Raw genomic sequence first — 24,960 nt, 5'->3', positions numbered from 1 at the left:
CTGCTCACGGCTACATGGTGGCGAATTATAAAGCCCGATAAAGATTGAAACCAGTAGGAGGGAACCTAGACAGACAAAAGAGGTCAATGAAAGCAACGGATATAAATCACATACCTATAAAAATAAAAGAAGGTGCCAAGTATGAGGAAGTCTCTATTCCTTCCATCACTCTATTTTCAGGCCTTCTTATTACTCACACTCTTAGTATCAACCTTACACGGTCAAGCTCAATCCGCGATTCAGCCAGAAACAGAGCAGCAAAGCAGCCTCTCTTTAAACACCCAGCTTTCGAAGCAGCTGAAGTTGGCCTTCCCTACACTGACAACTTCAGAGATCAATGAAGCCCCGGCTGAATACAACACTATTGAGTTCCCATTCTCTAACGAAAATCACTTACTGTTCTTTCTCAGACCTTTTCCCACAGCCATCTACGACATTCAACAACAGCTCCCAGACCTCGGTAAGAGCAGCAACCCTCGCATAGCCATACTCGTAGGTCAGTCGTTTTTAAACGTCCTGCTACCCACACTGTCAGAAAAGGTAAATCACATTATTTTTCTTGATATTTCCAATGGCATGCTCAACTACAACATGTTTTATATAAAGATCCTTCAACATTGGGCCAGAAATGATTACCCCGAAGGAAAGTTAAACATCAACACGCTTTCCGAATACAGAAAAAAACTGGCAACAACCCTGACTTTTGTATTCTATTTCCAGGATCAAAGCTGGACCGGCTACTTAATGCGTTTTTTCAGCAATTCTTTCCTCGATAGCGAGACTTACAGCATCCTCCATAGCTATCACGACAGACAAATGCCTGACCTGAGCATGTTCGATAACTTCGACAATATGAAGCAGGTTATGGAAACCATCCAATCCATTTCCTTCAGCCCGGTAAGAATCAATCTGGCCAGCAAAACAAACATGAAGAAATTTGGCGACATACTTAAAGAACAACGAGCTAAAGTAATGCTATTCAATGTGAGCAACGCCTACGAGTGGGTACACCTATCTGAACACGACTACTTTAAATCGATTGATTATTTGAGTCATCTGCCATTAGAGAGCAAGAACGGCCTCTTTATTCACAGCTGCCTGAAGTTTTGCGACTTTTTCAAACATGTGGATACAGACTCCTTTACAGATATAGAAAGAGTGAAGAGGAGCTACAACGGCCATGCACAGCACTCCAGATATTGGGGAATCCAATAATCCAGCCTCTTTACAACCTTCTACAATAACTTATTAACATTATTCGGAATCTCATAATGCCTAATAAAAGCATAACTATTGCCATTATCTGTGGCGGACTTTCACCGGAAGCCGATGTATCAAGACTCTCAGCCAGTCGTATTACACCACCACTGGAGAAACATTACGGCAAAGTGATTCACCTTGAGCTGGATAGCACCCTGCCAGCCGAACTGCTGCGCCACAAGGTTGATATAGCCTTTCCAGTTGCCCACGGCCCATACGGAGAGGACGGCCGCCTGCAAGGCCTTCTGGACATAATGGGCGTCCCCTATGTAGGCTCAGGCGTAACGGCCAGCGCCTGTTCACTGGATAAAATTGTCACCAAACGAGTGCTCGCCAAAGCCGGTATACCCATGGCAAAGGACAGGGTTGTGTATAGAAACGAACATATCGAAGAAGCAACACTGGAATGTATTGAACAACTGGGACCCAAGGTCATTATCAAACCCCCCTGCCAAGGCTCAGGAATAGGCGTACAGTTTGCGCTTGGTTATGATGACCTCAAAGAAAAGCTGGAAGCCGGCCTGAAGCTGGACGAACGCCTTTTGGTCGAAGAATTTATTGAAGGCAGGGAAATTACTGCAGGCGTTCTGCATCTGGAAGATTACACCAGCCTACCGGTAATTGAAGTAAAAACTCCCGATAACGCCTGGTACGATTACCTGCACCGCTATACACCGGGGCTGAGTAACCACATCATTCCCGCCAAGCTTCCCAAGCATCAATATCAGCAAGTTCAGAACATCGCTCTTAAAGCGCACAAGGCACTTAACTGTCTTGACCTCAGTCGTTCAGATTTCCTTGTTCCCGAAAATGGCACGCCCATTTTCTCCGAGCTGAACAACTTACCAGGAATGACGCCTACCAGCCTTTATCCAGATGGCGCCAAACACATGGGTATCCAGTTTGAAGAGCTGCTCTGCAGCCTTATTAACCACGCAATGACACGCTTCAGGAAGCAAGCCAACAATGGGGGCTATTGGCCTATACCCAAGCTAAAGCTTTAACTATTCACAGATTTTATTTAGAAGAATCAGCCACTATAACCATAGAAACATAACATTTAAGTTTCATTCTGAAGCACCCGAAAAATCTGAACGACTACTCAACGAGTAAATTCAAAAAACTCAGGGAAAATTCATGATGTTACAACTAACCAGAACTGCAAGCAGAGGACTACCGCTCATCCTGATGATAATGGCAATAACCCTTTTCAGTCAGCCCCCGGCATTAGCTAGCGAAGGCAGTATCGCCATCGTCCTTGAGCTCGATCCAGAACAACAACAAGAACTGTTTGAAAGTCTCCATTTAGAAAAACCTCTCAATCTAAATCGGCGTTTACACCTGACCATAGGCTTCATCGAAGATATCTCTACTGATAACGGAAGAAATCTGGAACCCATTATCAGAGACATAATATCCAGCTACATGAGTGGGAACATGATCCACTTTCAAGCCAATCGTATTGAATACCCTTTCCCCTCAGATGTTCTAGCCTTCCGCCCGGATTACGAGAGTGAAGCTGTTATCAAAAAACTGAACCAGCATCTGTACAACGAACTTTATCATCAAAGTGGCTACAAACTTGACGTTCTAACAAGGCCAGAGCATGGCAGCTATACTCCTCATATAACTATCTGCAGAAAATATTTTTCACTCGACGTCCTCACTCCCTTGAAGGATAGACTCTCATTTCTTATTGATCAGGATCGTAGCGGCAACATGGCTAAGCAGCGTACAAATCTTCAATTTAGCAGTGAAGATCTATCATTCATCTACCTCCCGAAAACAAAGACTAACTAACTTTTCTATGACTGATCTAGGGGCTTAAGTCAGCGCCATTGAACCATACATATTACACAGTTCAAATCAATTAACACTTGTAGCCTTTCAGAGTATGAGAATGGCAGGAACTAATAACTAATGAAGGCGCCTACAAAATATATCATATGAAAAGGATCGATCTTAGTGAATACACGCACCTCTACTGCACAGTTACTCTTGTACTGAATTTGATCTATAGCGGCATTACCCATGCAAAGACGCAGAGTGTCGTCGATGACGCGCGTGCAATTACAAGACTTCTTGAGGCTCAGAAAGAAAATTCTGATAGTTTTCTTCTAAAACTAAGCCATACCGTTGTTGACGACAAAGTTAAAACCATCGTTTTCATTGGTGAAGATGAAACAACAGAGATGAATCCAACACTATTTAATTATTTAATAAAGATCCTTCACTCTGTGGCCTACGAACCACACCCTTTCGAGCACATTGAACTACAGCAAGCAAATAAAAAACTTCTCTATTACTATCAACTGAATCCCCCAAAACTCCTTCAGCGCAAGGCTGAAGCTCTTTCACAGCTGCCTTTACCTTATAAATTATCTCCTTCAGCTGCAAACAGCACAGCACTGTTCCCTAAAGGATTTTACGAACACTATAAATCCTTCTATCTCCTCCGCCCTCAATCTTTACTGAGTTTTGATGGAGCAGCCGCCACTGTCGGTACTAGCCTCGGCATGATGAGCCTTCTCGGAAGCTACTTATACAACGGCAGAAAGGAGACTTTGGCTGCAAGTACAGTAGTAACACTATCAGGAGCGGCTTACATGGTTAGAAGTGTATTATACAACCAGTTAGTTGTACCCACCCAGCTTGCATGGAAATCCCTTTCTATTCCAGATACCGCGCCTGAAGATACAGAAACTGTTCGCCTGGATCACCTCGCAGAGATGGCCGAAACGCTGGCCAAAAAAATCCAGCATGATGACAGCTCAACTATCTTTGTTCTTGCAAACAAACAGTACATTCTGAGATTGTCTTTCAGTCTGCACAATATATTACCCCTAGTTCCAACTCAATGTTGGTGAGCTATTCTGTCGGCGACTGTTATGAAACAGGGCAATCAAGCACGACCACTTGTTGCAGAAGTCTCCGGTGCAGTCAAGGGCTTGGGGGAACTCTGGCTGATTAATTTTCCAGGAACAGCCGCATAAAGGAACTGAATTCAGGGGAAAAGAAACAGTGATGGATTGCCTGACGATAACTATCCTGCAAAATCAATTACATTCAGAGAAAGTAAGAATTGAGGGAGTGAGACTTCAACCCTTAAAAGTATGAAGTTCCTGCACAGCTTTGGCACGAGCACCCGTAAAGGCTTCAGAAGAAATACGGACAGCTTCGTCGATGACAGAATCAATATTCTGGCGATCGGAGATAGAAGGCTTTTGCAGCACATAATTAACCACTTCCTTGCTGTTACCGGGATGACCGATACCCAGACGAAGACGTAGAAAATCACGACTATTGCCAAGAGAAGAAATAATATCACGCAGGCCGTTATGACCACCGTGACCACCACCTTGCTTTAAACGACCAACACCAACTGGCAGATCCAGCTCATCGTGAGCCACAAGAATGGATTCAGGGGGGATTTTGAAGAAGGTACTGATAGCACCTACGGCCTGACCACTTTTATTCATAAAAGTCGTCGGGTTTAACAAACGAACGTCTTGTCCGTTAACGGTTATGCGGGCAGACAGACCAAAGAACTTCTTCTCAGGCTGAAGGGTCGCACCATAGGCCCGGGCCAGCTGCTCCACATACCAGAAGCCGGCATTATGGCGAGTATCATCGTATTGGGCACCGGGATTGCCGAGACCGACAACCAGCTTAATAGATGAATCCTTTGCCATAATACCCTCCCTGATTTATTCAGGCTGCTTCTTAGCTAACAGTAAGTAAAACTTACTCTTCGCCAGCTTCTTCAGAAGCTTCTTCAGCTTCGTCGTCTTTACCACCACGGGTAGCTTGTACAGAAGCTACGTCCAGGTCGTGACCTTCGCCCTGCAGCATTGCAACCAGTTCAACGCCAGCTGGAATGGTCAGGTCGGACAGGTGCACGTGGCCACCCAGTTCAACGTCAGCCATATCAACTTCGATGAATTCTGGCAGATCTGCAGGCAGACACTTAACTTCTACTTCTACACGAGCGTGAGTGATCGCGCCACCAGCTTTAACACCAACACAAGCTTCTTCGTTCAGGAAGTGCAGTGGGATGTGAGTAGTAACAGCGTGAGTAGCATCAACACGCAGGAAGTCGATGTGCATAGCGAATTCTTTCGCTGGGTGACGCTGCAGGTCTTTCAGGATTACCTGCTGTGAAGCACCGTCTACTTCCAGATTGATGATCTGGGAGTAAAAAGTTTCGGTTTCCAGCGCTTTACGGATAGCACGAGCTTCCAGGGTTACCTGAGTTGGCTCTTGCTCACCACCGTAAATGATGGCTGGTACCAGTTCTTCACGACGCAGGCGGCGGCTCGCACCTTTCCCTACGTCTTTACGTGCTACTGCATTCAGTACGATTGCTTCAGACATTGTCTATCTCCAGAGTCCCGCCAGCCTTGCGACCAGGTTAGCGGATTAATAAAGGCGACATATCATACCGGCCAGAACGGGAATTGCAAAATAGAATTACCCCTACTTTTCTGCACATTATTTAGGGCGGGGGCTTAATTTGAACCAAACAAAGATTTATATGTCCAAGCGAAACACTCATTAAAAACACAAATAAACCATGAAAAACAATAGGTTATATTTATATTTATCCTCAATCTTGTTTAGTCTTTCTAGCATTTACTGCCATGCCCTCCCTTGCGGAAGTGGTGCAGAAAACATAGGAAGCAAGGCAACAATCGAATCACCTTACATACCAAGCACATACAATCCCTTAACAGACCCTTTTGCCCCGATAATAAACATCAACCTCTTAAAAGAACTTTCTAATCAGCCTGAAGGCAACTTTCAAATTCAAGTTCTGGAACTGAAATCCAAATACGGCACTAAAAAGAAAGTAGTATTTGTTGGCGAGAATGAAAGCACTTACTACGACAGTCTGGCTGCTCAAAGCATTATCACCGGGTTTCGCTATGTAGCCTACGAGCCCCACCCAATGGCCAATATTACGAAGGAGACCAGCAAAGGAAAGCTGATCTATTTCTACCCGCGAAATCCCAATCTCGCTTTTGCTGACGTCTCAGTTGAAGCTACAACTCTGACCAGACTCCCCCTACCTTATAAATTGAATTCAGATCTGGCCCACAACACAACGTTATTTCCCCGCGGCTATAAAGAGCAATATGAGGTTCACCGCCAGAGTAGCCACAAGATGAAGAGCTTCAATACTCTTCTCAGCACAACCTTGCTTTCAATAGCCGGCGGATCTTTTGGTACAGACCACCCCTACGTCGGTATGTTCTTCTCTGTATTGGCCGTCGGAAGCATGACAACAGGCGTACTGCATGATGAGTTTGTGGTTCCACTCATACTGAATTGGGAGCACGCACATCTGCCTGCATCCTCTTCAGATCCTGAACAAGAAAAAGAGAATCACAGAAGAGAGATGACGCTTTCAATCGCAAATCGATTGATGGAAAAAGAAGTAACAACACTATTAGTCATCACAGACGAAGAACACACTCAAAATCTGGCAGAGCGCATACAGTTCTGGTTTGACTTATCGCAGTCTGACTTTTACAGAGCATCCGTATTTTAACCATTAACGCAGGAGTACTGAATATCAGGAGAGGGAGACAGAAGAAAAGGAAAACACCAAAAATGTAGCACTTCAATAAGACCAGACTGCCTGATCAATCCATCAAGCAGTCTGAAAGTAACATCACTAAAACCAGAGCAACGTCACTAGAACATCAATTACTGAAACATCGCACTGATGGATTCAGCATTACTGATGCGACGTACAGATTCAGCCAGTAGTGGCGACATGTCCAGCTGACGAATACGACCTAGAGCTTGAGCTGCAGGACTCAGCGGTACAGTGTTAGTCACCACCAGCTCATCCAGCTCGGAGTTGGCAATATTCTCCAGCGCGCGGCCAGACAGAATCGGGTGAGAGCAATAAGCGACAACACGGGTAGCGCCTTTAGCTTTCAGTGCACCAGCAGCCGCACAGAGTGTACCTGCGGTATCCACCATGTCATCAACCAGAATACAGGTACGGCCAGCAACATCACCGATGATATTCATAACTTCAGACTTGTTGGCTTCAGGACGACGCTTGTCGATAATCGCCAGGTCAGTGTTCAAACGCTTGGCCACAGCACGGGCACGAACAACACCGCCATGATCCGGGGATACCACCATCATATTTTCGTATGACTGACGCTCCATATCATCCAGCAGGATAGGAGAACCGTAAATGTTATCCACAGGGATATCGAAGAAACCCTGAATCTGGTCAGCGTGCAGGTCCACAGTCAGCACACGGTCCACACCCGTACTGGCAATCATATCTGCAACCACTTTGGCAGAGATAGGCACACGGCTTGAACGAGGACGACGATCCTGGCGGGCATAGCCAAAGTAAGGCAACACGGCAGTAACACGAACGGCAGAGGAGCGACGCATAGCGTCGGCCATAACCAGCAGTTCCATCAGGTTATCGTTAGTTGGCGCACAAGTAGACTGAATGATGAAAACATCACGTCCACGTACGTTTTCCTGAATCTCGACAGCAATCTCGCCATCACTGAAACGGCCAACATAAGCCTTGCCCAATGGGATATGCAGGTGATTGACAACCTTCTGCACCAGCTCCGGATTTGAGTTGCCGGCAAACACCATCATTTTCGACACTGATTTGTACCTTGCTGTGGTCGTAGTCTTGGGTGGATGTAGCAATTCACCTGAAGTTCACAGACAGTTTTGTGCTGGAGGGAGCGCTGTGATCTCGGGAGATTGCTGTTCTTGTAACGGTTATTTTTGTAGCTGTTTTTTTTGTAATCGGGAATACGGTTGCAGCGGAAGTCGCTGACTGAGGGATATGCTTTGGAAATATGGCTGGGGTGGAGGGATTCGAACCCCCGCATGTCAGGATCAAAACCTGATGCCTTACCGCTTGGCGACACCCCAGTAAAATTCGATGTCATTCTTGGTTGCGACATTCTTGGTTGCGAGAAAGTCGCTTGTCGGACAGTGAATTCTGTTTCGTGCATGTTGTCAGCTGGCGAATCTGGTTATGTAACGGAGATTGGTTTACACCGCGGGCCACAAAACCATCTATTTCAGAGCCGAGTTCTGTCAAAGTCGCTTCTGCCTGTTCACGACTGACAAAGGATGCAAAAACACACGCACCTGAACCGCTCATCATGGCCTGCCCCATGCTCGAATTTCCGGCATTATCCAATAGCAACAGAGATTTATCAACTTCCGGATAAAGCTTGCGAACCAGAGACTGAAAGTCATTTCTGCACTCATTTTGGTACAGTCTGTCCAACGCGGCGCAAACTTTAATAGCAGGGGTATCTCTTGTCAAATCAGGATGTTTGAACATCGATAAAGTATTTACATGGCAGTCAGGCTTCAGCACCAGAAAGCATTGTTCTTCAGGTTCAACAGGTGTTAATTTTTCACCAACCCCCTCTCCAAAAGCAGCGTAGCCACGAATAAAAACGGGGACATCAGCTCCAAGCTTTAACCCCAGTTCAGCCAGCTCATCAATACTGAGGCCAAGCTCCCAAAGCAGATTCAGGCCTAGTAGAGCTGTTGCTGCATCAGAGCTGCCACCGCCTACACCACCACCCATGGGCAGTCTTTTCGTCAAATTAATCTTTGCACCTTTCTGACAGCCTGTTTTTTCCTGCAGCATTCTGGCCGCTTTCAGAATCAGGTTATCATCATTCACCAGCTCTGGAATATCGCAAATCAACTCTAGATCTCCCTGCTGCTCAAATGAAAGTTCATCGCCATAATCAAGAAACTGAAACAGGGTTTGCAGCAGGTGATAGCCATCCTCTCTGCGACCAATAATATGCAAAAAAAGGTTCAGTTTGGCTGGGGCTGGCAAAACCAGTGGTGATGACATCATTCGAATCCGGTAAAACAGCAAACAAGACTAAGGCGTTAAGAGGCTGTTTGAAAAGTATCTGTCCTACTGCGGTCACAGTAAATTGAGGATACTTATCAAACAGCCTCTAAGAGTCAAAAGATTATTGCACTACTTACGGTCTGACAAGCCAATTTCTAATCGACAGCGTTACTCGAATCTCTCCACGAGTAACACGAAGACGGGATGGCAGAGTCACACCCTTGAAATCCTTGTAACCAAGGTACTCAACCTGCCAGCCACTCTGACTGATTTTTTCCGCCAACCCCTGACTGTTCAGCTGCAGTGTTTTATCAGACCAGGGCGCAGGGATACCGACAATCCAGTAGCGCAACAAGCTAACCGGCAAGTCCCAACCGGTTAACTGCAGTAACAGTGATTCAGGGTCTCGCCCCAGATACTTCTTACCATCTGCCCACAGAGTAATACCTTGCTTATTACCTTCAATCCGGGCCACAGAAGTACCCAATGGCCCATCAAGGTAGAGCTTGTATTCCGTCTGATTCTGCAGCCACTCCAGTGACAGGGTTCCGGACTCACCCGGCACTCGAAGCCCCATACGCCCGGTCAGCTGCCAACTCACCACCTTCTGTCGATGCTGCTTATTTTCCTGCCAGAGCTGCTGCTTAACCTGTTCTGACACAACAACTTCCGGCTTAGGTACGGTTGCACAGCCGGACACCAGAACAACACAAAAGGCCGCCAGCAACCATTTGCTGACAGCCCTATAGAAAAAAACCGGATTCATAGTTTGTGTAAACACTCTTTTACTGCTTCTGAAAAAAGCCTGAAACGTCCTGCTCCAGACTTTCATTTATACATTACTTAGCAATAGACAGGTCAGACTTCTTTGCTTTCTCTTTCTTTTCCAGACGCTGTTGGGTTTCCAGAAGAATTTTACTGTCAGGCTTTTTCTTCAACTCTTCTTCGAACAGAACTCTGGCATCGTCTACCCTGCCCAAGCCCCAAAGTACTTCACCCAGGTGCGCAGCCACTTCAGGGTCAGGAAATTTCTCATAGGCTTGTTCAAGATGTTTCAAGGCTTTCTGAAGGTTACCCAGTCGGTAATTCACCCAGCCCATACTATCCATAATGGCAGGATCTTCTTTATCCAGCGCGTAGGCCTGTTCAATCAACACCAGTGCTTCTTTATAACGCTTGGTACGATCAGCCAGCGTGTAGCCCAGAGCATTCAGTGCCGCTGCATTTTCTGGCTGTACCTTGATAATGGCTTTCAGATCTTTTTCAAGCTTACCTAACTGACCCACTTTCTCAAAAACCATGGCTCGAGCATAAAGAAGATTAGTGCTTTTAGGATTTCTCTCCACACCATCCGTCAGCACCTTAATGGCATCACCCAGCTCTTCAAGGCCCACCAGAATTTCGCTCTCTAACAGGAACAGTTGTACCGCATGAACCGGATAGCGATTACGATCTTCTGTCAGCTGTTTTCTGGCATCAGAGGTTTTACCTTGTTTAAGCAGCATTTGAATCAACGCCACCCGGGAGCCCATAAACTCCTTTCCTGGCATAACCTTCTGATAATTCTTTCTTGCGGTCGCAAAGTCACCCTTCTTTTCAGCGATGCGACCCAGGTAATAATAAGCCGTGCTTTTTCTCTGCCCCAGCGCCAGAAGATTGTTGAAGTATTGCTCCGCTTCGCCAGTCATATCATTTTCCAGCGCAATCAACGCTAGCGACAGTAGAATTTCAACGTCATGCGGAGCGCTCTTCAATAATAACTGAAACTGCTCTCTGGCTTCTGTCAGCTTTTCCAGATGCACCAGAATTCTTGCGTAAAGCAATCTCAGCCTTGGACGCTCGGGATGTTTCTTAACCGCATTGGCCAGCATACTCTCGGCTTCGTCGCCACGGCCCACCTTGTTCAGCAACCGACCTTTGAGAATAATGCCTTTCACATAGCCGGAATCTCTGGACAGTAGCGAATTACAAAGAGTCATGGCTTCTTCATAGCGCTCGCTTTGCAAAAGCAAAATGGCCTTGGCAAGATTCAGCGACTGGTAATGCGGATAATCCTTTAGAATAACATTGAAGGTTGTCAGCAGCTTATCGCGCTCTTCCTGAGACAGCTCAATGGCACTGGATGCAAGAAAATCGAAATGAGCTTCGCCGCCGGCTTGCAAAACCTGCTTCATTTGCTCAACCGCTTCTTCCAGCTGCCCGTCACGAATCAGCTCAACCGCACCGGCCTGAATAGCTGCAGGGTTTTCTGAATCAAGTCTTGCCCACAATAAGGCGGCATCAAGAGTGGCCTGTTTGGCACCAATAGAATGGCTGATCTGGTAAGCGCGTTTTGCAACGCCTTTATCCTGAGTCTTGTGTGCCTGTTTGAGATAGTTACCCAGTGCCAGATCGTAACGTTTTCGCTGGCCGCCCAGCTCAGCCACCATCAGATCATAAAGCGTATCCGGATCAAACGAGCGCATAGGCTCGGCTGGCTCTGCAGGTGTAACACTGGCTTCAGACTGTTTTCCTGCATCCGCAGGGCTTTTGGTATTAAATGCTGTATCAAGAGTTGAGCAACCCGACAGCAGTGTGGCCGCCAGCAATAAAGAGAAACCAGTAAGGTTCTTCATGAATGGTATGCCTTTACCCGTTAGAAAAATCGTATCTGCCTGCCAGCAGCACCATGGGATTCAAAATTACTGCGGTCAGTTTATATGATGACACACTGGTTCACCTGATACATCTATAGCAAACGCGTATACCAACCGTAAGAAAGTGATCGGCCAATCATTCAGTGTTTAGAGCGACAAACCATTTTTATCCATACTCCTTATATGGATATTGAAAGTGTGCGAAAATCCTGTGAAGAAATTTGGCCGCTGACTCTCTAGAGTCTTTTAGCAGTAACATTCTGGGCTTTTTTCAATCAGGCAATCCGCAGAAACTGCCATTCAGCAGAGGTTGCAGGGTTGTTATAATGAATCCGGTTTGCGAATGATGTGTTATTCACCAATTCATTGTCGTACATCAGGGTTCCTGATGTGTTCATAATTGTTTTAACCATGAATAATTCTGAGCAGTAGTGAATAATAGTGACCTTTATAGCGCCAATAACAATTCATCTTTTTAACGAGTAAGCAGCGAATCCGACGTTTATGGGTTATCTGACCGCCGGCATCAACCACAAAACAGCGCCTGTCTCCCTGCGAGAACAGGTTGCCTTTTCGCCTGACCAGCTGCCGGAAGCGCTTCAGGATGCCAGCCGGTTTATCGGCACTGAAGAGGTGGCCATTCTGTCCACCTGCAACCGGACAGAGCTTTACTGCGCCAGCAATTCCGATTACCGGAAGGCGCTCGACTGGCTGACCGGTTACCACAGCCTGGACCATCAGCTGCTGACCGAACACAGCTATATCCATCACAATCAGGAAGCTGTTCAGCATATGATGCGGGTGGCCTGCGGCCTGGACTCCATGGTTCTGGGCGAACCACAGATTCTCGGACAACTGAAAACCGCTTACTCTCAGGCTCAGGAAGCAGGAACCATTGGTTCACTACTGTCACGCTTGTTTCAGTACTGTTTTACTACTGCCAAACATGTGAGAACCCAGACCGCTATTGGCCGTCAGCCAGTATCCATTGCCTTTGCTGCAACCACTCTGGCTAAGCAGATTTTTCCAGACCTGTCAGAAAGTACCGCTCTACTGATTGGCGCCGGTGAAACCATCGAACTGGTTGCCAAGCACCTGCACCAACAGGGCCTGAAGAATATTATTGTCGCCAACCGAACCCTCAGCCGTGCCAAACGCCTCGCCGATGAATTTGGTGGCCAGTCTGCACTGCTGTCTGATATTCCCCACCTGCTCCATAAAGCCGATATTGTCGTTGCATCTACTGCCAGTCCGGTTCCGGTACTGGGTAAAGGCAGTGCCGAGCGTGCTTTGAAACAGCGTAAGCATCGCCCGATGTTCATGGTCGACATTGCAGTACCAAGGGATATCGAACCGGAAGTTGCTGAACTTTCCGATATTTTTCTTTATACCGTTGATGACCTTCACGACGTAATCGAAGACAATAAGCAGCAACGACAGGAAGCAGCCAAGGAAGCAGAGGTTCTGATTGAATCCGGTTCACAGGATTTCATGAGCCAGCTACGCTCTCTGGATGCTGTCAGCCTGCTTCGAGGTTATCGTATGAACACCGAAGCACTGCGCGACCATGAACTGGAAAAAGCCATGATGGCTCTGGCCAATGGTCAGGCTCCGGAACAGGTTCTGACCCAGTTTGCCCGCGTCCTGACCAACAAGCTGATGCACACACCCAGCGTTCAGATGAAAAAAGCTGCTGCAAGCGGCCAGACAGAACAACTGGAATGGGCAGAAGATCTGCTCGGCATCAGAGCCCACGAAGGGCGGGTTATCAAAGAAATCATCTCCGGCTAGACTCTTTCGGCTTATGCTGAACGTCTGGCCGGACAACCGACAGACAGGCAATGAAAGACTCCACACTGGCTACTCTCAGCACCAAGCTGGACACACTGCTCGATCGTTTCGAAGAGCTGGGCGCACTGCTCAGCGATCCGGGCGTTATTGGCGATCAGGATAAATTCCGAAAATTTTCCAAGGAATACGCCGAACTTGAGCCGGTGGTAACCGCCTATAAAGAGTATGACGAGGTCCAAAAGAGCCTCGAAGAAGCTCAGGCCATGCTCGACGATCCCGACATGAAAGAGCTGGCTGAAGAAGAGATTCAGGCCTGTGAAGAACAACTGCCAGAACTGGCCGCAAACCTTCAGGTTCTTCTGCTGCCAAAAGACCCTCGCGACAGCAACAACACTTTCCTGGAAATCCGTGCCGGTACTGGCGGTGACGAGGCGGCTATTTTTGCTGGTGACCTGTTCCGCATGTATTCCCGTTATGCGGAGAAGAACGGCTGGAAGATCGAAGTCATCAGCGCCAATGACGGTGAACACGGCGGCTACCGCGAAATTATCACCCGCGTTGTCGGTAACAACGTGTTTGGTCGCATGAAATTTGAATCCGGCGCTCACCGGGTTCAGCGTGTTCCGGAAACCGAATCTCAAGGCCGTATTCACACCTCTGCCTGCACCGTTGCCATCATGGCTGAGCCTGATGAACAGGATGCCATCGAGATCAAAAAGGAAGACCTGCGCGTCGATACTTTCCGATCTTCCGGTGCCGGTGGTCAGCACGTCAACACTACCGACTCAGCTATTCGACTGACTCACCTGCCAACGGGTGTAGTGGTGGAATGCCAGGATGAACGTTCTCAGCATAAGAACCGCGCCAAAGCTATGGCTCTGCTGGGCGCCAAACTGCAGGATGCTCAGGATTCCGCAGCAGCCAAAGAATTGAGTGATACCCGCAAGAGCCTAGTTGGTTCCGGCGACCGCTCCGAACGAATTCGCACCTACAATTATCCACAGGGTCGAGTGACCGATCACCGTATCAACCTGACACTCTACAAGCTGGCCGAAATCGTGGAAGGCGATATGGATTCAGTGGTAGAACCTCTACTACAACAGCATCAGGCTGATCTGCTCGCTGGTATGTCGAACCAATGAGCAGGAGAATTGACCTTACTCTCAACGGGGCGACTCAACGCCTTATTGAGAGTTATCCACAGCGCAACGAGCAGAGTGATACAGCACGTCTCGACGCTCAAATTCTGCTTTGCCATGTTCTGCAGAAAGACAACAGTTACCTGTTTACCTGGCCGGATAAAGAGCTGACCGAGCCACAGCTCGAAGCATTCCATCAATTGATTGAACAACGGGCACAAGGCACTCCTGTCGCTTATCTGACCGGTGAAAGAGATTTCTGGAGCCTGAAACTCAAGGTTAATCCATCGGTATTGATTCCAAGACCGGATACTGAACACCTTGTGGAGATTGCTCTCAACCAGCAGCTTCCTGAAAACGCTCTGGTTGCGGATTTAGGAACAGGTAGTGGCGCCATCGCGCTTTCACTAGCGAAGGAAAATCGAAACTGGCGAGTAATGACGGTTGATCGTTTTCCTGAGCCTTTAGCCACAGCCGAAGAGAATGCTCAGCTTAATCAAATCGCCAATGTTGAATTTCTTCTGGGCAGTTGGTGCGAACCTTTGCCTGACAACATGGATATGATTGTCAGCAACCCGCCCTATATTCGTGAAGACGATGAGCACCTGAATCAGGGCGATGTGCAGTTCGAACCCATAACAGCACTGACTGCCGGAGCCGATGGTCTTGACGATATTCGTCTGATTTCAGCTCAGGCCTTTCAAAAATTGAAACAGGGCGGCTGGCTGCTACTAGAACACGGCTTTGATCAGGGCAGAGATATTCGCAGCATTCTGACAGAGGATGGCTTAATTGATGCCAGAACTGAGCAGGATTTAGCCGGACACGATCGCGTTACACTGGCGAGAAGGCCATAACAGCATCCAATTCACTGGGCTGTAGAGCGAAAGAGTAAAGAAATAGTCAAATGATCTAAAAACGACAGGCTTATCGTTTTTTTAACTATCCATCCCCTGTAATCTTGTAAACTAGAGACAGGGGATGTTTCTAAATCTGTTCTTACGAATTCATTTTTTATCGGAAATTTTATGCTTTTCGGGAAAATCAGACATTTTTTGCACCAGGAGTACGCAGTCGGAATTTTGCTGATTATCGCAGCAACCCTGGCAATGCTGGCAGCTAATTCGCCCCTGTCCAGCACTTACGACCTGTTTCTTAACCTGCCCATCCAGATCGCCATCGGCCCCCTGGAAATCGGTAAGCCATTACTGCTTTGGGTCAATGATGGCCTGATGGCGCTCTTCTTCCTGCTGATTGGTCTGGAAGTTAAACACGAAGTGGTTGAAGGCGAACTCAGCTCACCTTCACAGATTGCACTGCCTGCTATTGCAGCGGTTGGCGGCATGCTGATACCCGCACTGGTCTATACCGCCTTTAACTACACCGATGCCGCCGCAAGTCAGGGCTGGGCTATACCTGCCGCAACAGATATTGCCTTTGCCGTGGGTGTACTCGCATTGCTCGGCAAACGTGTTCCGCCTTCACTGAAGATCTTCCTGCTGGCATTGGCCATTATTGATGACCTGGGTGCAATTATTATCATCGCCCTGTTCTTCACCAGCGACCTTTCTGTGATGTCCATTACTCTGGCAGCAGCCTTTATCTGCGTATTGGTTCTGCTGAACAGATTAAAAGTGACCAGCCTGACGCCTTACCTGTTCTTTGGCACCCTGCTCTGGATCTGCGTATTGAAGTCGGGTGTTCACGCAACACTGGCCGGCGTCATTATTGCCCTGACCATTCCCATAAAGCTGAAGGATAAAAAAGGCCGTTCGCCACTGAAGCGTCTTGAGCACAAGCTTCACGAGAACGTGAACTACTTTATTCTGCCCATGTTTGCCTTTGCTAACGCAGGCCTGGCTCTAAGCATCAATCAGCTGGCTACTCTGACCGATCCGGTACCTTTCGGTATTATTGCCGGACTGCTGATTGGTAAGCCTCTTGGCGTCTTCGGTTTTACCTGGCTGGCAATTGTGATGGGACTGGCCAAAAAGCCTGCAGGCTCGACCTGGATGCAGCTGTTTGGACTGTCCATTCTTTGTGGCATTGGTTTCACCATGAGTTTATTCATAGGCTCTCTGGCCTTTGAAACAGTAGGCCAGGACCTGCTTCTGCCAAGCCGTATTGGCGTTTTGGTCGGCTCACTGTTTTCTGCCATTCTTGGCTATCTGGTACTCAGATTTGCCGGAAGAAATGCTGAAGCCACGACTTAATCCTGCCATTTAGTGTGAAACGCTACTGAGCTCTATCGCAGTAGCGTTTCACGCTCACCTCTGTTTGGTTATACTCCATCGCCTGAGTACACATATGAGTAGGAATCAGGATGGAAGCGACCGGAGCTCTGCTGGTTAATCTGGGATCACCTGACAGCCCGAGCGAAGACGACGTTCGACGTTATCTTAATGAGTTTCTTATGGACGGTAATGTTATTGACCTTCCATGGTTGCTGCGCCGCATGATTGTCAGTTTTTTTGTTCTACCCAAAAGACCTGCCCAATCAGCCAAAGCCTATCAGTCTGTCTGGACCGACAAAGGTTCACCTCTACTCAGCATCAGCAAAGACCTTTACGAGCAAGTGAACGGCTTAACGGATATGCCCGTTGAGCTGGCTATGCGCTACGGCAAACCGGACATGGAAAGCGCGCTGATCAAACTGGCCAGTAAGCCAGGCATTAAAGAAGTCGTACTCTTTCCTCTCTACCCTCATTACGCTATGTCTACTGTAAAAACAGTAGTAGAACGGGCAGAGAAAATTGTCAGCGAACATAAGCTCCCCATCACACTGAAAGTTCATCCTGTCTTCTATGATGCTGACGAGTATATTAATGCTCTGGTAGAAAGCGCTGGCGAACACCTCGGCAAAGAATACGATCACCTGATCTTCAGCTATCACGGTGTACCCGAACGACACATCACGAAAGATGACCCTACCGGCAATCACTGCCTGAAATCAGGCGACTGTTGCCAGAGAACCTCTGTCGCACATCAGACCTGTTACCGCCATCAGGTTTATAGAACCACCGCAGCCTTTGTTGAAAAAGCCGGAATCCCTGTGGATAAGTATTCTGTCGCCTTTCAGTCCAAGCTTGGTCGCGCCAAATGGCTTGAACCTGCCACCAGCGATATGGTTCAGGACCTGGCCAAACAAGGTGTTAAAAAGCTACTGATTATCTGCCCTGCCTTTGTGGCTGACTGTCTGGAAACCATCGAAGAGATTGGTATGGAAGCGAAAGAAGACTTCATTAAAGCGGGAGGTGAGTCTCTGGAGTTGATCCCTTGCCTGAACGATTACCCAAGCTGGGCAAAGCTGGTTGCTAAATGGCTTGAGCAGCCATTGTCAAAGTAACCATCAACAGTAAAGAGCCCGCAAAAAAAGCGGGCTCTTCCATATCAATACGTCGTCAGATATCAGCCAGAAAGTTCTGCAACTCGGAATCAGAAAAGGCTCGATCCAACACATCACCCAGCACTCGATTAATCAGCTCTTCATTTTTCTTATCGGAAGGGGCTGTAGGAACACGCTCCTGAATAGAGCTGGTATAACTGCCTTTAAAACGCTTACCATTATTAACAACCACCACACGAATCTTTGCCATTAAATCCACCTGTGTGATGTAGTTACCTTCAGGTACTCTGTATTCCAGCTCGTCCAGATAAAGCTGAAACTGGGCACCATCTTCCGACTCGGTCACTGTCATACCCAGCTCACGCAACCCCAGATCCACTGCCGATCTCAACGACAGTGGCAAGTTATTAGTGGTAGTAATGGCATTGGTGTCACCATAAACACCGCCACGATTACCAAGGGACTTAGAAATTCTGTCGTCATAAACAGTGGTACTTACAGTGCCATCAATTACTTCCTGAGGCTGCTCAAGCGTAATCCTTGGGTTAACCTCAACATCCTGAGGGCTGAGGGCGCAACCTGCTGAAAGCAGGCTTGCAAAGAGTATCGCCAGGTACTTTTTCATCGTTATTCCCTGATTCAAAATTATTTAATCGTGTCCAAATCCTATCCAGAGCGCTTAATTAGAGCAAGCGGCTTGGCAAACTCCAGTTTTGAATATATAGTGCAAACACCTACTTCATACGCAATAACATCAAGAACTCACGATGAATGCAGTAGCACCACACCAAAGCATCAACCCAAAAGCAGTTTCACCTGCTGTGGCCTCTTTCGCCCTGAAAACCTTCTTTCGTCCTGCCCGCCTGCTTCTACTACTGCCTTGAGCAGTATATTTGATTTCACCTTCGACCCCCGGCTTTCAAGCCTTCTGACTCAAGCGGTCAGTAAATTTTCATAATTTCAATAATCGCAAACCGAGCTTATACAGCCGGACTGAATTGCGTATTAGATTGTTTATAAAACAGCTATAAGAATGAGGCAGTGATGAATAACGATCAGGTCATTATCTTTGATACTACTTTGCGTGACGGTGAGCAGAGCCCCGGCGCAGCCATGACCAAAGACGAGAAGGTGCGTATAGCCCGTTCCCTGGAAATGCTTAAAGTTGATGTTATCGAGGCCGGCTTTGCTATCGCTAGCCCAGGCGACTTTGATGCGGTAAACACCATCGCAAAAACTATTAAGGACAGTGCTGTTTGCAGTCTGTCTCGCGCTCTTCCTGCAGACATCGACCGTGCAGCTGAAGCGTTAAAACCAGCAGCCCGTGGCCGTATTCATACGTTTATCGCCACGTCACCAATCCATATGCAGCACAAACTCTGTATGACACCAGACCAGGTGGTTGAACAGGCAGTAACTGCTGTGAAACGGGCTCGCAACCTGATTGATGATGTCGAGTTTTCCTGTGAAGACGCTGGTCGCTCAGAAATAGATTTTCTTTGCCGTATCATTGAAGCAGCTATTGACGCTGGCGCTCGCACCATCAACATTCCGGACACCGTTGGCTATGCCTTGCCGCATCAATATGGCGACACCATTCGTCAGTTGATTGAGCGTATTCCTAACGCCGATAAAGCCATCTTCTCTGTTCATTGCCACAACGACCTTGGTTTGGCCGTTGCCAACTCATTGTCTGCGGTTGTTCATGGTGCACGACAGGTTGAATGTACTATCAACGGTCTGGGCGAACGCGCTGGTAATGCCTCTCTCGAAGAAATCGTGATGGCCATTCAAACCCGTAAGGATGAGCTGAAAGTAAGCACTGGCGTTAACACTCAACATATTGTTCCAACCTCCAGACTGGTTTCCAGCATTACCGGCTTCCCGGTTCAACCCAACAAAGCCATTGTTGGCGCTAACGCCTTTGCTCATGAGTCCGGCATTCATCAGGACGGCATTCTGAAGAACCGTGAAACCTACGAAATCATGCGAGCAGAAGATGTTGGCTGGAACACCAACCGCTTGACCCTCGGCAAACTCTCCGGACGTAACGCCTTTAAATCCAAAATGGAAGAACTGGGCATCAGCTTCGACAGCAAGGAAGAGTTGAATGAAGCCTTTGGTCGCTTCAAGGTACTCGCTGACAAAAAATCTGAAATCTTTGATGACGACCTTCAGGCATTGGTTAGCGATGTTCGCTCTAACAGTGAAGAAGAAAAGTATCGACTGATTGATCTCCAAGCCTGCTCGACCACCCAATCTACACCGGAAGCCACACTGACTATCGAGGTGGATGGAGAGCCTATGGAAGCTCGCAGCCAGGGTGATGGTCCGGTTGATGCCATCTTTAAAGCAATAGAGAGCATTGCCAATTCACAGGCTCATCTGGCATTGTATAATGTCAGCGCAATTACCAGTGGTACTGACTCCCAAGGCGACGCCAGCGTCCGCCTTGAAAAGGATGGCCGCATTGTCAATGGTTCCGGCACCGATACCGACGTGGTTATCGCTTCTGCCAAAGCCTATATCAATGCGCTCAATCTTTTGCACAGTCAGCGTACCAAAACTAACCCACAAACAGGGCACGTCTGACATTCATGCAGGGCAGAATCAGCGAAAGAAGCCGTCAAAACTATCTTGACGCCATGGGAATCCAGGCATGGTTCCCCAGAAAGATTCTGTCCAACTCTCTTCCTCCCAGGGTTTTTGATTTTCCTGAGGAGGAAGAGGCTTCTGCGCAGCTTCAAGAAAGCTCTCCAATTCTCAGTGAAACCAATCAGGTTGCATCCGCCAGCGGCGTTCTGCATGCGAAGAGCCTGCTTGGAATTGCCGAGAAAAAAACTGAGAAAGAAACACCTGCAAAAGAAACGATCACTGAGCCTCAACCTGCTGAGAAGCCTGAGCCTCTTGCTACCAACCAGAAGACAACCAGTAAATTCAGACTTGTCAGTCTGTCAGTCAATGAAGACTGTCTGGTTATTGCCGAGATGCCTCACACCGGCCTGAATCAGTTTTCACGCTTTCACCAACGTTTGCTCAATGACATTTTACGAGCACTGGATATTCCTGCGCCCCAGCAGAATTATGAATTCAGCGAATTCGTCTGGCCTATGGAAAGTCTTGGCCTGATGACTCATCTCAGCATGGACGACAACAACGCAGCCGATGCCGTCTGCGCTTATCTGAGTAACCAGTTTGGTCTTGCCCGCAGAAAGGTTGTTTTATTATTTGGTCAGGCTGCCGCTCGATTTGTCATTGACCCTCAACGCAATTTTGATGAACTCAGAGGCATTCAGCCAGGCCTGCATGCTGAACAGTATTTTGTCGCCAGCCACGGTTTGAATGAGTTGATGAAAGTACCCGCGCTGAAGTCAGAGACTTGGAAAGACCTGTCCCCTTTGAAATCGAAACTGGTCTGACTCACTTAAACCAGCACTCCTAACCAGTCTGATCTAAAAAAGTTGTAACTCTATTGAATACACCGCTCGTTTTTCGCTCGATGACCCTGCAGGACATTCCTGCCGTCAGCCGAATTGAAGCTGCTGCCAGTCAGCACCCATGGAAAGAGAAGCATTACATCGACAGCCTTGAATCGGGGCATATCTGCCAGGTTGCTGAACTGAATGGAGAGATTGTTGGCCAAGGCGTGGTAATGACCGTAGCGGATGAAGCTAGCCTGCTCATTCTGACAGTAGCCAAAGAGCACCATGGAAAAGGTGTTGGTTATGAGATCGTTGAGCATTTGAGTGATCTGGCCAGCGACAGTTGCGATACCTTCTTTCTGGAAGTCAGGGAGTCAAACAACGCTGCTTTCAACCTGTATCTAAAAACCGGGTTCAGTGAAGTGGGTCGCCGAGCCAACTATTACCCAGCCACCCAGCACAGCACCTCTGAAGACGCCATCATCATGATCAGGGATTTGTCCTTTAATTAGCACAGTCACCGGTCCATTTACCTTCTATGGGCTCAAAACCACAGAGTTCCCCAAAAGGCTCGTACTTAACACTTCTATCCTTACTGACACCTGAAGCACTGCCATAGGACAAGGGAAGGTCCAGCACTTTCAGATAATCAAAAGGATAGAGGGCACCCTGAGCAGAACTCTTCAAACGACCATACTCCAGCGGCTTACCATTAGTACCGAGACCAAAATACCACTTCTGAGCAGGACTGCCTCCGGCAAAACAGGGCAGTAGCAGAAAGTGATTCTGTACCCATGTCAGGCAATACCCATAACCCGCTGCTTTGTTATAAATACGCTTGGTCTTCAAATCATGCTTCCAGAGTGATTCATCCTGACCCAGACAGGTTGCAGTCATCATTTTTCGTCCCGAATAACAGGTTCTATCGTAGTCATTGTTCTGCAGACAAGAGATGGGCTCCTCTACCTGCAGGCAGATATTATTGACGGTGTAGGTCAATTCCATATCCTGAGTCAATTTATCAGAGATCCAGAACAACCCTTGCGGATCATCCCAACTAATGGCGGGACGCTCTGGTGGTGCAGGAGTATCATCAGGAGCAGATTCTTCATTAGTCGGCTTCTCGCTATCAACTCCCTTTTCACTATCATCACTCTGTCCTGAATCATTGCCTGATGACGACCCCTCTTCACTGTTACCCGGCTCTGATACATCATTTTTTTCAGGCACATCAGCCGCTCCAGACAGAGCGCACTCGATTGAACCGCTTAACGGACTTCTAAAACACTCCCGCTTCCCCATATCAGCACTGGAAAAAACAAAGCCAAGTGACTTGGGGTCGAATTCATCCTGACCAAGCAACCTCAAATATCCCAGTGGAAACTCTGTATCAGCGGCTGTTACTAACGCTTCACTCTCATTGAAAAACCATATTTGCCCCTGGCTCGAATCAGAACAGGGCAACATCTCAACCGTCTCCACCATTCTGGAAAGACACATAGCCGTGGAATAACCCTGATAATAGATGCGCTTCTTCTGGTAATTAAAACTCCAGCGCTGAGCATCCGCTTGCTCATCACAGATCTTAAGCACAGCTCTATTACGGGGATAGCACAGACCATTGTCATCAGGGTCCTGAAAAACACAGGAAGAGAACTCATCAGCCTTTACATCAAGAGCAAGGCAGTACTGCCCCCCTTTCTGCTTCAACATAAACTTTGTAGCAAAGGAGTCAGATTCGACCTCAGCCCAAACCGGAAAAGCGAATAAAAGGAGCAAAGCAGTCTGAATAAGCCAGATTTTTTTCCCTGTAAAAAAAACAGTATTTTTTTGCTTCATTATTTATTGCCTTTCCGTGGCCTCTATTTTTGACCCTAGACGATCCCACCCTATTGTCAAAATAGCGGCCATCATCCTTCAAGCAGCAGCCATCCTTCATGAAAAACCAAAAAATAGAGGGTTTAAAGCATATACACGACGGTTATTACACAACCACAGATTCAATCCTGAATATCATTAAAAAGGCTATTGGCAGGTCTTCTATTTTTGATAGTGCACAATACCCACTACCCAGAAAAAAATCGGCAGGTATAATTGCGCGCCTGTCATCGTCAGTAGCAAGGTCACCCAGCGTTGATTATCTTTACCGTCACCAATAAAGCGACCAAAAAGGTTTATGTAGGTAGTACTCGTAACGACCTCGAAAGCCAGTGGGAAAGAATGGTTGCTGCCGCATACCAGGATATGGACTACCCCCTGTACAGGGAAATCCGGGTACAAGGTGAGGAGGTGTTCACTGTAGAAGAGTGGGACAGAGCCGAATCCCGGGAAGAGCTTTGCGAGCTCGAACAGGATGCTGTTGATTTCTTCGGTGCAGAAAGCCTGCGCGGTTATAAAACCAGTACCGTTAAGATTCTGCCGAAAAAGAAGAAGCGCCAGCGTAAATCCAGTATCGAAAAAGAGCTGGCTTCTATTTTTGCCGACATGGATGATGGTGATTCAGACACCCCTCCAAGTCTCGCCATTAAAAATGAAGACGAAAACGCTAAACCTGAGACCAAAGCGACCAAGTCAGCTTCTGGCTCATCTGCAAACAAGAGGTCTCCTGCTGCAACACCGCCCCCTAAAAAAGAGGCTGTAACCAAAGAGAGCATTGTTCAGACCCTTGCCACTCTCAAACAGGAAATGGAACAGGAGAAGGCCGCTGAACAGGCTGCCGCGAAGGCTGAGAAAGCCCGGATAGCTGAAGCCAAGGCCAGTGGTTCACGCGCCAATGCCATGGTTCGCATGAACAACATTGAGTTGAGCGACGATATAACGGCTCAGCTGGCTGCCATTACTGCAGCAGCGGATGCCTGTCTGGCAGGCGATGCTACTGCGGCTTCTCAACTGGAGGCCAAGCCGGAGATCTCTACTGAAACTGAAGTGGAAGCAGAGATAACAACAGCTGTAGTAGTAGAACCTGTTGAAGTACCGATAGAAATGCCGGTAGAAGCCAAGCCTATCGAAAAGGAAATTACGGTCGCCAAGCCGATTTGCCCGAAAGAGCTGCGTATCCGTGAGGCCATTGAGCGTCACCGTAAACAACGCGCTCAGAGAAGCAGTGAAGCCCGTGAACAGGAAAAGACCCGCATCGCCTCATTACTGGCAGAGCTGGACTCTCGCGCCAGAGAGCTGCATACAGGTAGTTTTGCTGCTGTAGCCTGATTTTCATCAAACCAAACACCAAAAAGGCTGAGTTTATACTTAGCCTTTTTTTGAATAAGATTTCTCAGCAGCCTGTAAGATATTACTACCGTCCCCACTCCTGTGCCATTCACTCCAAAACCGCATTACCCTCAATACTTATACACCGAGCTCAGCAATCAGCTTTGAAGTTATCTACATAACTGGATAACCGCACAAAAACAAAAAGTTATCCACATAAACGGTGTATCTATTATTTCAACAATTTGATTTATGTCGTTAAATTACACAAAAAACC

23 protein-coding genes and 1 tRNA gene are annotated in these 24,960 nt (G+C 47.6%); 14 read left to right on the top strand and 10 right to left on the bottom strand.

The window, feature by feature from the left end:
• The first annotated feature begins 141 nt into the window (after positions 1–141).
• The 4 genes from EOPP23_RS04280 to EOPP23_RS04265 all read left to right on the top strand — a co-directional run bounded on the left by EOPP23_RS04280 (position 142) and on the right by EOPP23_RS04265 (position 4,127).
• The gene (locus EOPP23_RS04280; protein ID WP_153764727.1) at positions 142–1,215 is read left to right on the top strand and encodes a hypothetical protein; all 1,074 of its coding nucleotides are present in this window, start codon (positions 142–144) and stop codon (positions 1,213–1,215) included.
• A 56-nt stretch (positions 1,216–1,271) separates the two neighbouring features.
• On the top strand, positions 1,272–2,264 hold the full coding sequence (locus EOPP23_RS04275) for a D-alanine--D-alanine ligase (RefSeq protein WP_153764726.1): 993 nt from the start codon (positions 1,272–1,274) through the stop codon (positions 2,262–2,264).
• A gap of 133 nt (positions 2,265–2,397) precedes the next feature.
• Positions 2,398–3,060, top strand: coding sequence for a hypothetical protein (locus tag EOPP23_RS04270; protein ID WP_153764725.1), 663 nt, complete (start codon positions 2,398–2,400; stop codon positions 3,058–3,060).
• Positions 3,061–3,206: 146 nt separating this feature from the next.
• Positions 3,207–4,127, top strand: coding sequence for a hypothetical protein (locus tag EOPP23_RS04265; RefSeq protein ID WP_153764724.1), 921 nt, complete (start codon positions 3,207–3,209; stop codon positions 4,125–4,127).
• Positions 4,128–4,358: 231 nt separating this feature from the next.
• Here the strand turns inward: EOPP23_RS04265 and pth are convergent, their stop codons facing one another.
• Positions 4,359–4,952: an aminoacyl-tRNA hydrolase gene (pth, locus tag EOPP23_RS04260; RefSeq protein WP_153764723.1), complete on the bottom strand. Its 594-nt coding sequence runs from the start codon at positions 4,950–4,952 to the stop codon at positions 4,359–4,361.
• A 52-nt stretch (positions 4,953–5,004) separates the two neighbouring features.
• Positions 5,005–5,634 (bottom strand): 50S ribosomal protein L25/general stress protein Ctc, encoded by a 630-nt coding sequence (locus EOPP23_RS04255; protein ID WP_153764722.1) that lies wholly within the window; start codon positions 5,632–5,634, stop codon positions 5,005–5,007.
• Between the two features lie 199 nt (positions 5,635–5,833).
• Between EOPP23_RS04255 and EOPP23_RS04250 the strand changes: the two genes are divergently transcribed.
• A complete protein-coding gene (locus EOPP23_RS04250; protein WP_153764721.1) occupies positions 5,834–6,811 on the top strand; it encodes a hypothetical protein in 978 nt (325 codons plus the stop codon).
• Positions 6,812–6,969: 158 nt separating this feature from the next.
• On the opposite strand, the gene EOPP23_RS04245 is transcribed toward EOPP23_RS04250, so the two are convergent.
• From EOPP23_RS04245 to EOPP23_RS04220, 6 genes are all read right to left on the bottom strand, one after another.
• Positions 6,970–7,911, bottom strand: a complete 942-nt coding sequence (locus EOPP23_RS04245; RefSeq protein WP_370514618.1) for a ribose-phosphate pyrophosphokinase — start codon at positions 7,909–7,911, stop codon at positions 6,970–6,972.
• A gap of 201 nt (positions 7,912–8,112) precedes the next feature.
• Positions 8,113–8,187 (bottom strand) — tRNA-Gln (locus EOPP23_RS04240).
• Positions 8,188–8,200: 13 nt separating this feature from the next.
• A complete protein-coding gene (ispE, locus tag EOPP23_RS04235) occupies positions 8,201–9,142 on the bottom strand; it encodes a 4-(cytidine 5'-diphospho)-2-C-methyl-D-erythritol kinase (RefSeq protein ID WP_228550556.1) in 942 nt (313 codons plus the stop codon).
• A 133-nt stretch (positions 9,143–9,275) separates the two neighbouring features.
• On the bottom strand, positions 9,276–9,923 hold the full coding sequence (lolB, locus tag EOPP23_RS04230; RefSeq protein WP_194842493.1) for a lipoprotein insertase outer membrane protein LolB: 648 nt from the start codon (positions 9,921–9,923) through the stop codon (positions 9,276–9,278).
• Positions 9,924–9,981: 58 nt separating this feature from the next.
• Positions 9,982–11,757 (bottom strand): tetratricopeptide repeat protein, encoded by a 1,776-nt coding sequence (locus tag EOPP23_RS04225; protein ID WP_153764719.1) that lies wholly within the window; start codon positions 11,755–11,757, stop codon positions 9,982–9,984.
• Positions 11,758–12,053: 296 nt separating this feature from the next.
• Positions 12,054–12,191 carry a hypothetical protein gene (locus tag EOPP23_RS04220; protein ID WP_153764718.1) on the bottom strand — a complete coding sequence of 46 codons (138 nt, stop codon included), beginning with the start codon at positions 12,189–12,191 and terminating at the stop codon, positions 12,054–12,056.
• Positions 12,192–12,282: 91 nt separating this feature from the next.
• Here EOPP23_RS04220 and hemA point away from each other — a divergent pair, with 91 nt between their 5' ends.
• The 5 genes from hemA to hemH all read left to right on the top strand — a co-directional run bounded on the left by hemA (position 12,283) and on the right by hemH (position 18,054).
• Positions 12,283–13,569: a glutamyl-tRNA reductase gene (hemA, locus tag EOPP23_RS04215; RefSeq protein WP_153764717.1), complete on the top strand. Its 1,287-nt coding sequence runs from the start codon at positions 12,283–12,285 to the stop codon at positions 13,567–13,569.
• Between the two features lie 50 nt (positions 13,570–13,619).
• On the top strand, positions 13,620–14,711 hold the full coding sequence (prfA, locus tag EOPP23_RS04210) for a peptide chain release factor 1 (RefSeq protein ID WP_153764716.1): 1,092 nt from the start codon (positions 13,620–13,622) through the stop codon (positions 14,709–14,711).
• Positions 14,708–15,565 (top strand): peptide chain release factor N(5)-glutamine methyltransferase, encoded by an 858-nt coding sequence (gene prmC / locus EOPP23_RS04205; protein WP_153764715.1) that lies wholly within the window; start codon positions 14,708–14,710, stop codon positions 15,563–15,565. The genes prfA and prmC overlap by 4 nt, the downstream gene beginning before the upstream one ends.
• 171 nt (positions 15,566–15,736) lie before the next feature.
• Positions 15,737–16,921 carry a Na+/H+ antiporter NhaA gene (gene nhaA / locus EOPP23_RS04200; RefSeq protein WP_153764714.1) on the top strand — a complete coding sequence of 395 codons (1,185 nt, stop codon included), beginning with the start codon at positions 15,737–15,739 and terminating at the stop codon, positions 16,919–16,921.
• Positions 16,922–17,031: 110 nt separating this feature from the next.
• The gene (gene hemH / locus EOPP23_RS04195) at positions 17,032–18,054 is read left to right on the top strand and encodes a ferrochelatase (RefSeq protein WP_153764713.1); all 1,023 of its coding nucleotides are present in this window, start codon (positions 17,032–17,034) and stop codon (positions 18,052–18,054) included.
• A 55-nt stretch (positions 18,055–18,109) separates the two neighbouring features.
• Here the strand turns inward: hemH and EOPP23_RS04190 are convergent, their stop codons facing one another.
• Positions 18,110–18,679, bottom strand: coding sequence for a YajG family lipoprotein (locus tag EOPP23_RS04190; protein ID WP_153764712.1), 570 nt, complete (start codon positions 18,677–18,679; stop codon positions 18,110–18,112).
• Positions 18,680–19,098: 419 nt separating this feature from the next.
• Between EOPP23_RS04190 and EOPP23_RS04185 the strand changes: the two genes are divergently transcribed.
• The 3 genes from EOPP23_RS04185 to rimI are packed head-to-tail and all read left to right on the top strand — an operon-like array spanning position 19,099 to position 21,988.
• The gene (locus tag EOPP23_RS04185; RefSeq protein WP_153764711.1) at positions 19,099–20,646 is read left to right on the top strand and encodes a 2-isopropylmalate synthase; all 1,548 of its coding nucleotides are present in this window, start codon (positions 19,099–19,101) and stop codon (positions 20,644–20,646) included.
• A gap of 5 nt (positions 20,647–20,651) precedes the next feature.
• Positions 20,652–21,473 (top strand): hypothetical protein, encoded by an 822-nt coding sequence (locus tag EOPP23_RS04180; protein ID WP_153764710.1) that lies wholly within the window; start codon positions 20,652–20,654, stop codon positions 21,471–21,473.
• Between the two features lie 53 nt (positions 21,474–21,526).
• The gene (gene rimI / locus EOPP23_RS04175; RefSeq protein ID WP_153764709.1) at positions 21,527–21,988 is read left to right on the top strand and encodes a ribosomal protein S18-alanine N-acetyltransferase; all 462 of its coding nucleotides are present in this window, start codon (positions 21,527–21,529) and stop codon (positions 21,986–21,988) included.
• On the opposite strand, the gene EOPP23_RS04170 is transcribed toward rimI, so the two are convergent.
• The gene (locus EOPP23_RS04170) at positions 21,981–23,189 is read right to left on the bottom strand and encodes a hypothetical protein (protein ID WP_194842491.1); all 1,209 of its coding nucleotides are present in this window, start codon (positions 23,187–23,189) and stop codon (positions 21,981–21,983) included. The genes rimI and EOPP23_RS04170 overlap by 8 nt on opposite strands.
• A 420-nt stretch (positions 23,190–23,609) precedes the next feature.
• Between EOPP23_RS04170 and EOPP23_RS04165 the strand changes: the two genes are divergently transcribed.
• Complete coding sequence (locus tag EOPP23_RS04165; RefSeq protein ID WP_153764707.1) at positions 23,610–24,683, top strand: GIY-YIG nuclease family protein; 1,074 nt, start codon at positions 23,610–23,612, stop codon at positions 24,681–24,683.
• Positions 24,684–24,960 lie beyond the last annotated feature (277 nt).

It is taken from the genome of Endozoicomonas sp. OPT23 (assembly GCF_009653635.1).
Lineage (GTDB): Bacteria > Pseudomonadota > Gammaproteobacteria > Pseudomonadales > Endozoicomonadaceae > Endozoicomonas_A.
This window is presented reverse-complemented; position numbering and strand designations above follow the sequence as displayed.

Excerpts from the sequence above, each read along its gene's own strand:
- EOPP23_RS04280 (WP_153764727.1), top strand. The coding sequence starts at position 142 with ATGAGGAAGTCTCTATTCCTTCCATCACTCTATTTTCAGGCCTTCTTA.
- EOPP23_RS04275 (WP_153764726.1), top strand. The coding sequence starts at position 1,272 with ATGCCTAATAAAAGCATAACTATTGCCATTATCTGTGGCGGACTTTCA.
- EOPP23_RS04270 (WP_153764725.1), top strand. The coding sequence starts at position 2,398 with ATGATGTTACAACTAACCAGAACTGCAAGCAGAGGACTACCGCTCATC.
- EOPP23_RS04265 (WP_153764724.1), top strand. The coding sequence starts at position 3,207 with ATGAAAAGGATCGATCTTAGTGAATACACGCACCTCTACTGCACAGTT.
- pth (WP_153764723.1), bottom strand. The coding sequence starts at position 4,952 with ATGGCAAAGGATTCATCTATTAAGCTGGTTGTCGGTCTCGGCAATCCC.
- EOPP23_RS04255 (WP_153764722.1), bottom strand. The coding sequence starts at position 5,634 with ATGTCTGAAGCAATCGTACTGAATGCAGTAGCACGTAAAGACGTAGGG.
- EOPP23_RS04250 (WP_153764721.1), top strand. The coding sequence starts at position 5,834 with ATGAAAAACAATAGGTTATATTTATATTTATCCTCAATCTTGTTTAGT.
- ispE (WP_228550556.1), bottom strand. The coding sequence starts at position 9,142 with ATGATGTCATCACCACTGGTTTTGCCAGCCCCAGCCAAACTGAACCTT.
- EOPP23_RS04225 (WP_153764719.1), bottom strand. The coding sequence starts at position 11,757 with ATGAAGAACCTTACTGGTTTCTCTTTATTGCTGGCGGCCACACTGCTG.
- EOPP23_RS04220 (WP_153764718.1), bottom strand. The coding sequence starts at position 12,191 with ATGGTTAAAACAATTATGAACACATCAGGAACCCTGATGTACGACAAT.
- hemA (WP_153764717.1), top strand. The coding sequence starts at position 12,283 with ATGGGTTATCTGACCGCCGGCATCAACCACAAAACAGCGCCTGTCTCC.
- prfA (WP_153764716.1), top strand. The coding sequence starts at position 13,620 with ATGAAAGACTCCACACTGGCTACTCTCAGCACCAAGCTGGACACACTG.
- prmC (WP_153764715.1), top strand. The coding sequence starts at position 14,708 with ATGAGCAGGAGAATTGACCTTACTCTCAACGGGGCGACTCAACGCCTT.
- nhaA (WP_153764714.1), top strand. The coding sequence starts at position 15,737 with ATGCTTTTCGGGAAAATCAGACATTTTTTGCACCAGGAGTACGCAGTC.
- hemH (WP_153764713.1), top strand. The coding sequence starts at position 17,032 with ATGGAAGCGACCGGAGCTCTGCTGGTTAATCTGGGATCACCTGACAGC.
- EOPP23_RS04190 (WP_153764712.1), bottom strand. The coding sequence starts at position 18,679 with ATGAAAAAGTACCTGGCGATACTCTTTGCAAGCCTGCTTTCAGCAGGT.
- EOPP23_RS04185 (WP_153764711.1), top strand. The coding sequence starts at position 19,099 with ATGAATAACGATCAGGTCATTATCTTTGATACTACTTTGCGTGACGGT.
- EOPP23_RS04180 (WP_153764710.1), top strand. The coding sequence starts at position 20,652 with ATGCAGGGCAGAATCAGCGAAAGAAGCCGTCAAAACTATCTTGACGCC.
- EOPP23_RS04170 (WP_194842491.1), bottom strand. The coding sequence starts at position 23,189 with ATGTTGAAGCAGAAAGGGGGGCAGTACTGCCTTGCTCTTGATGTAAAG.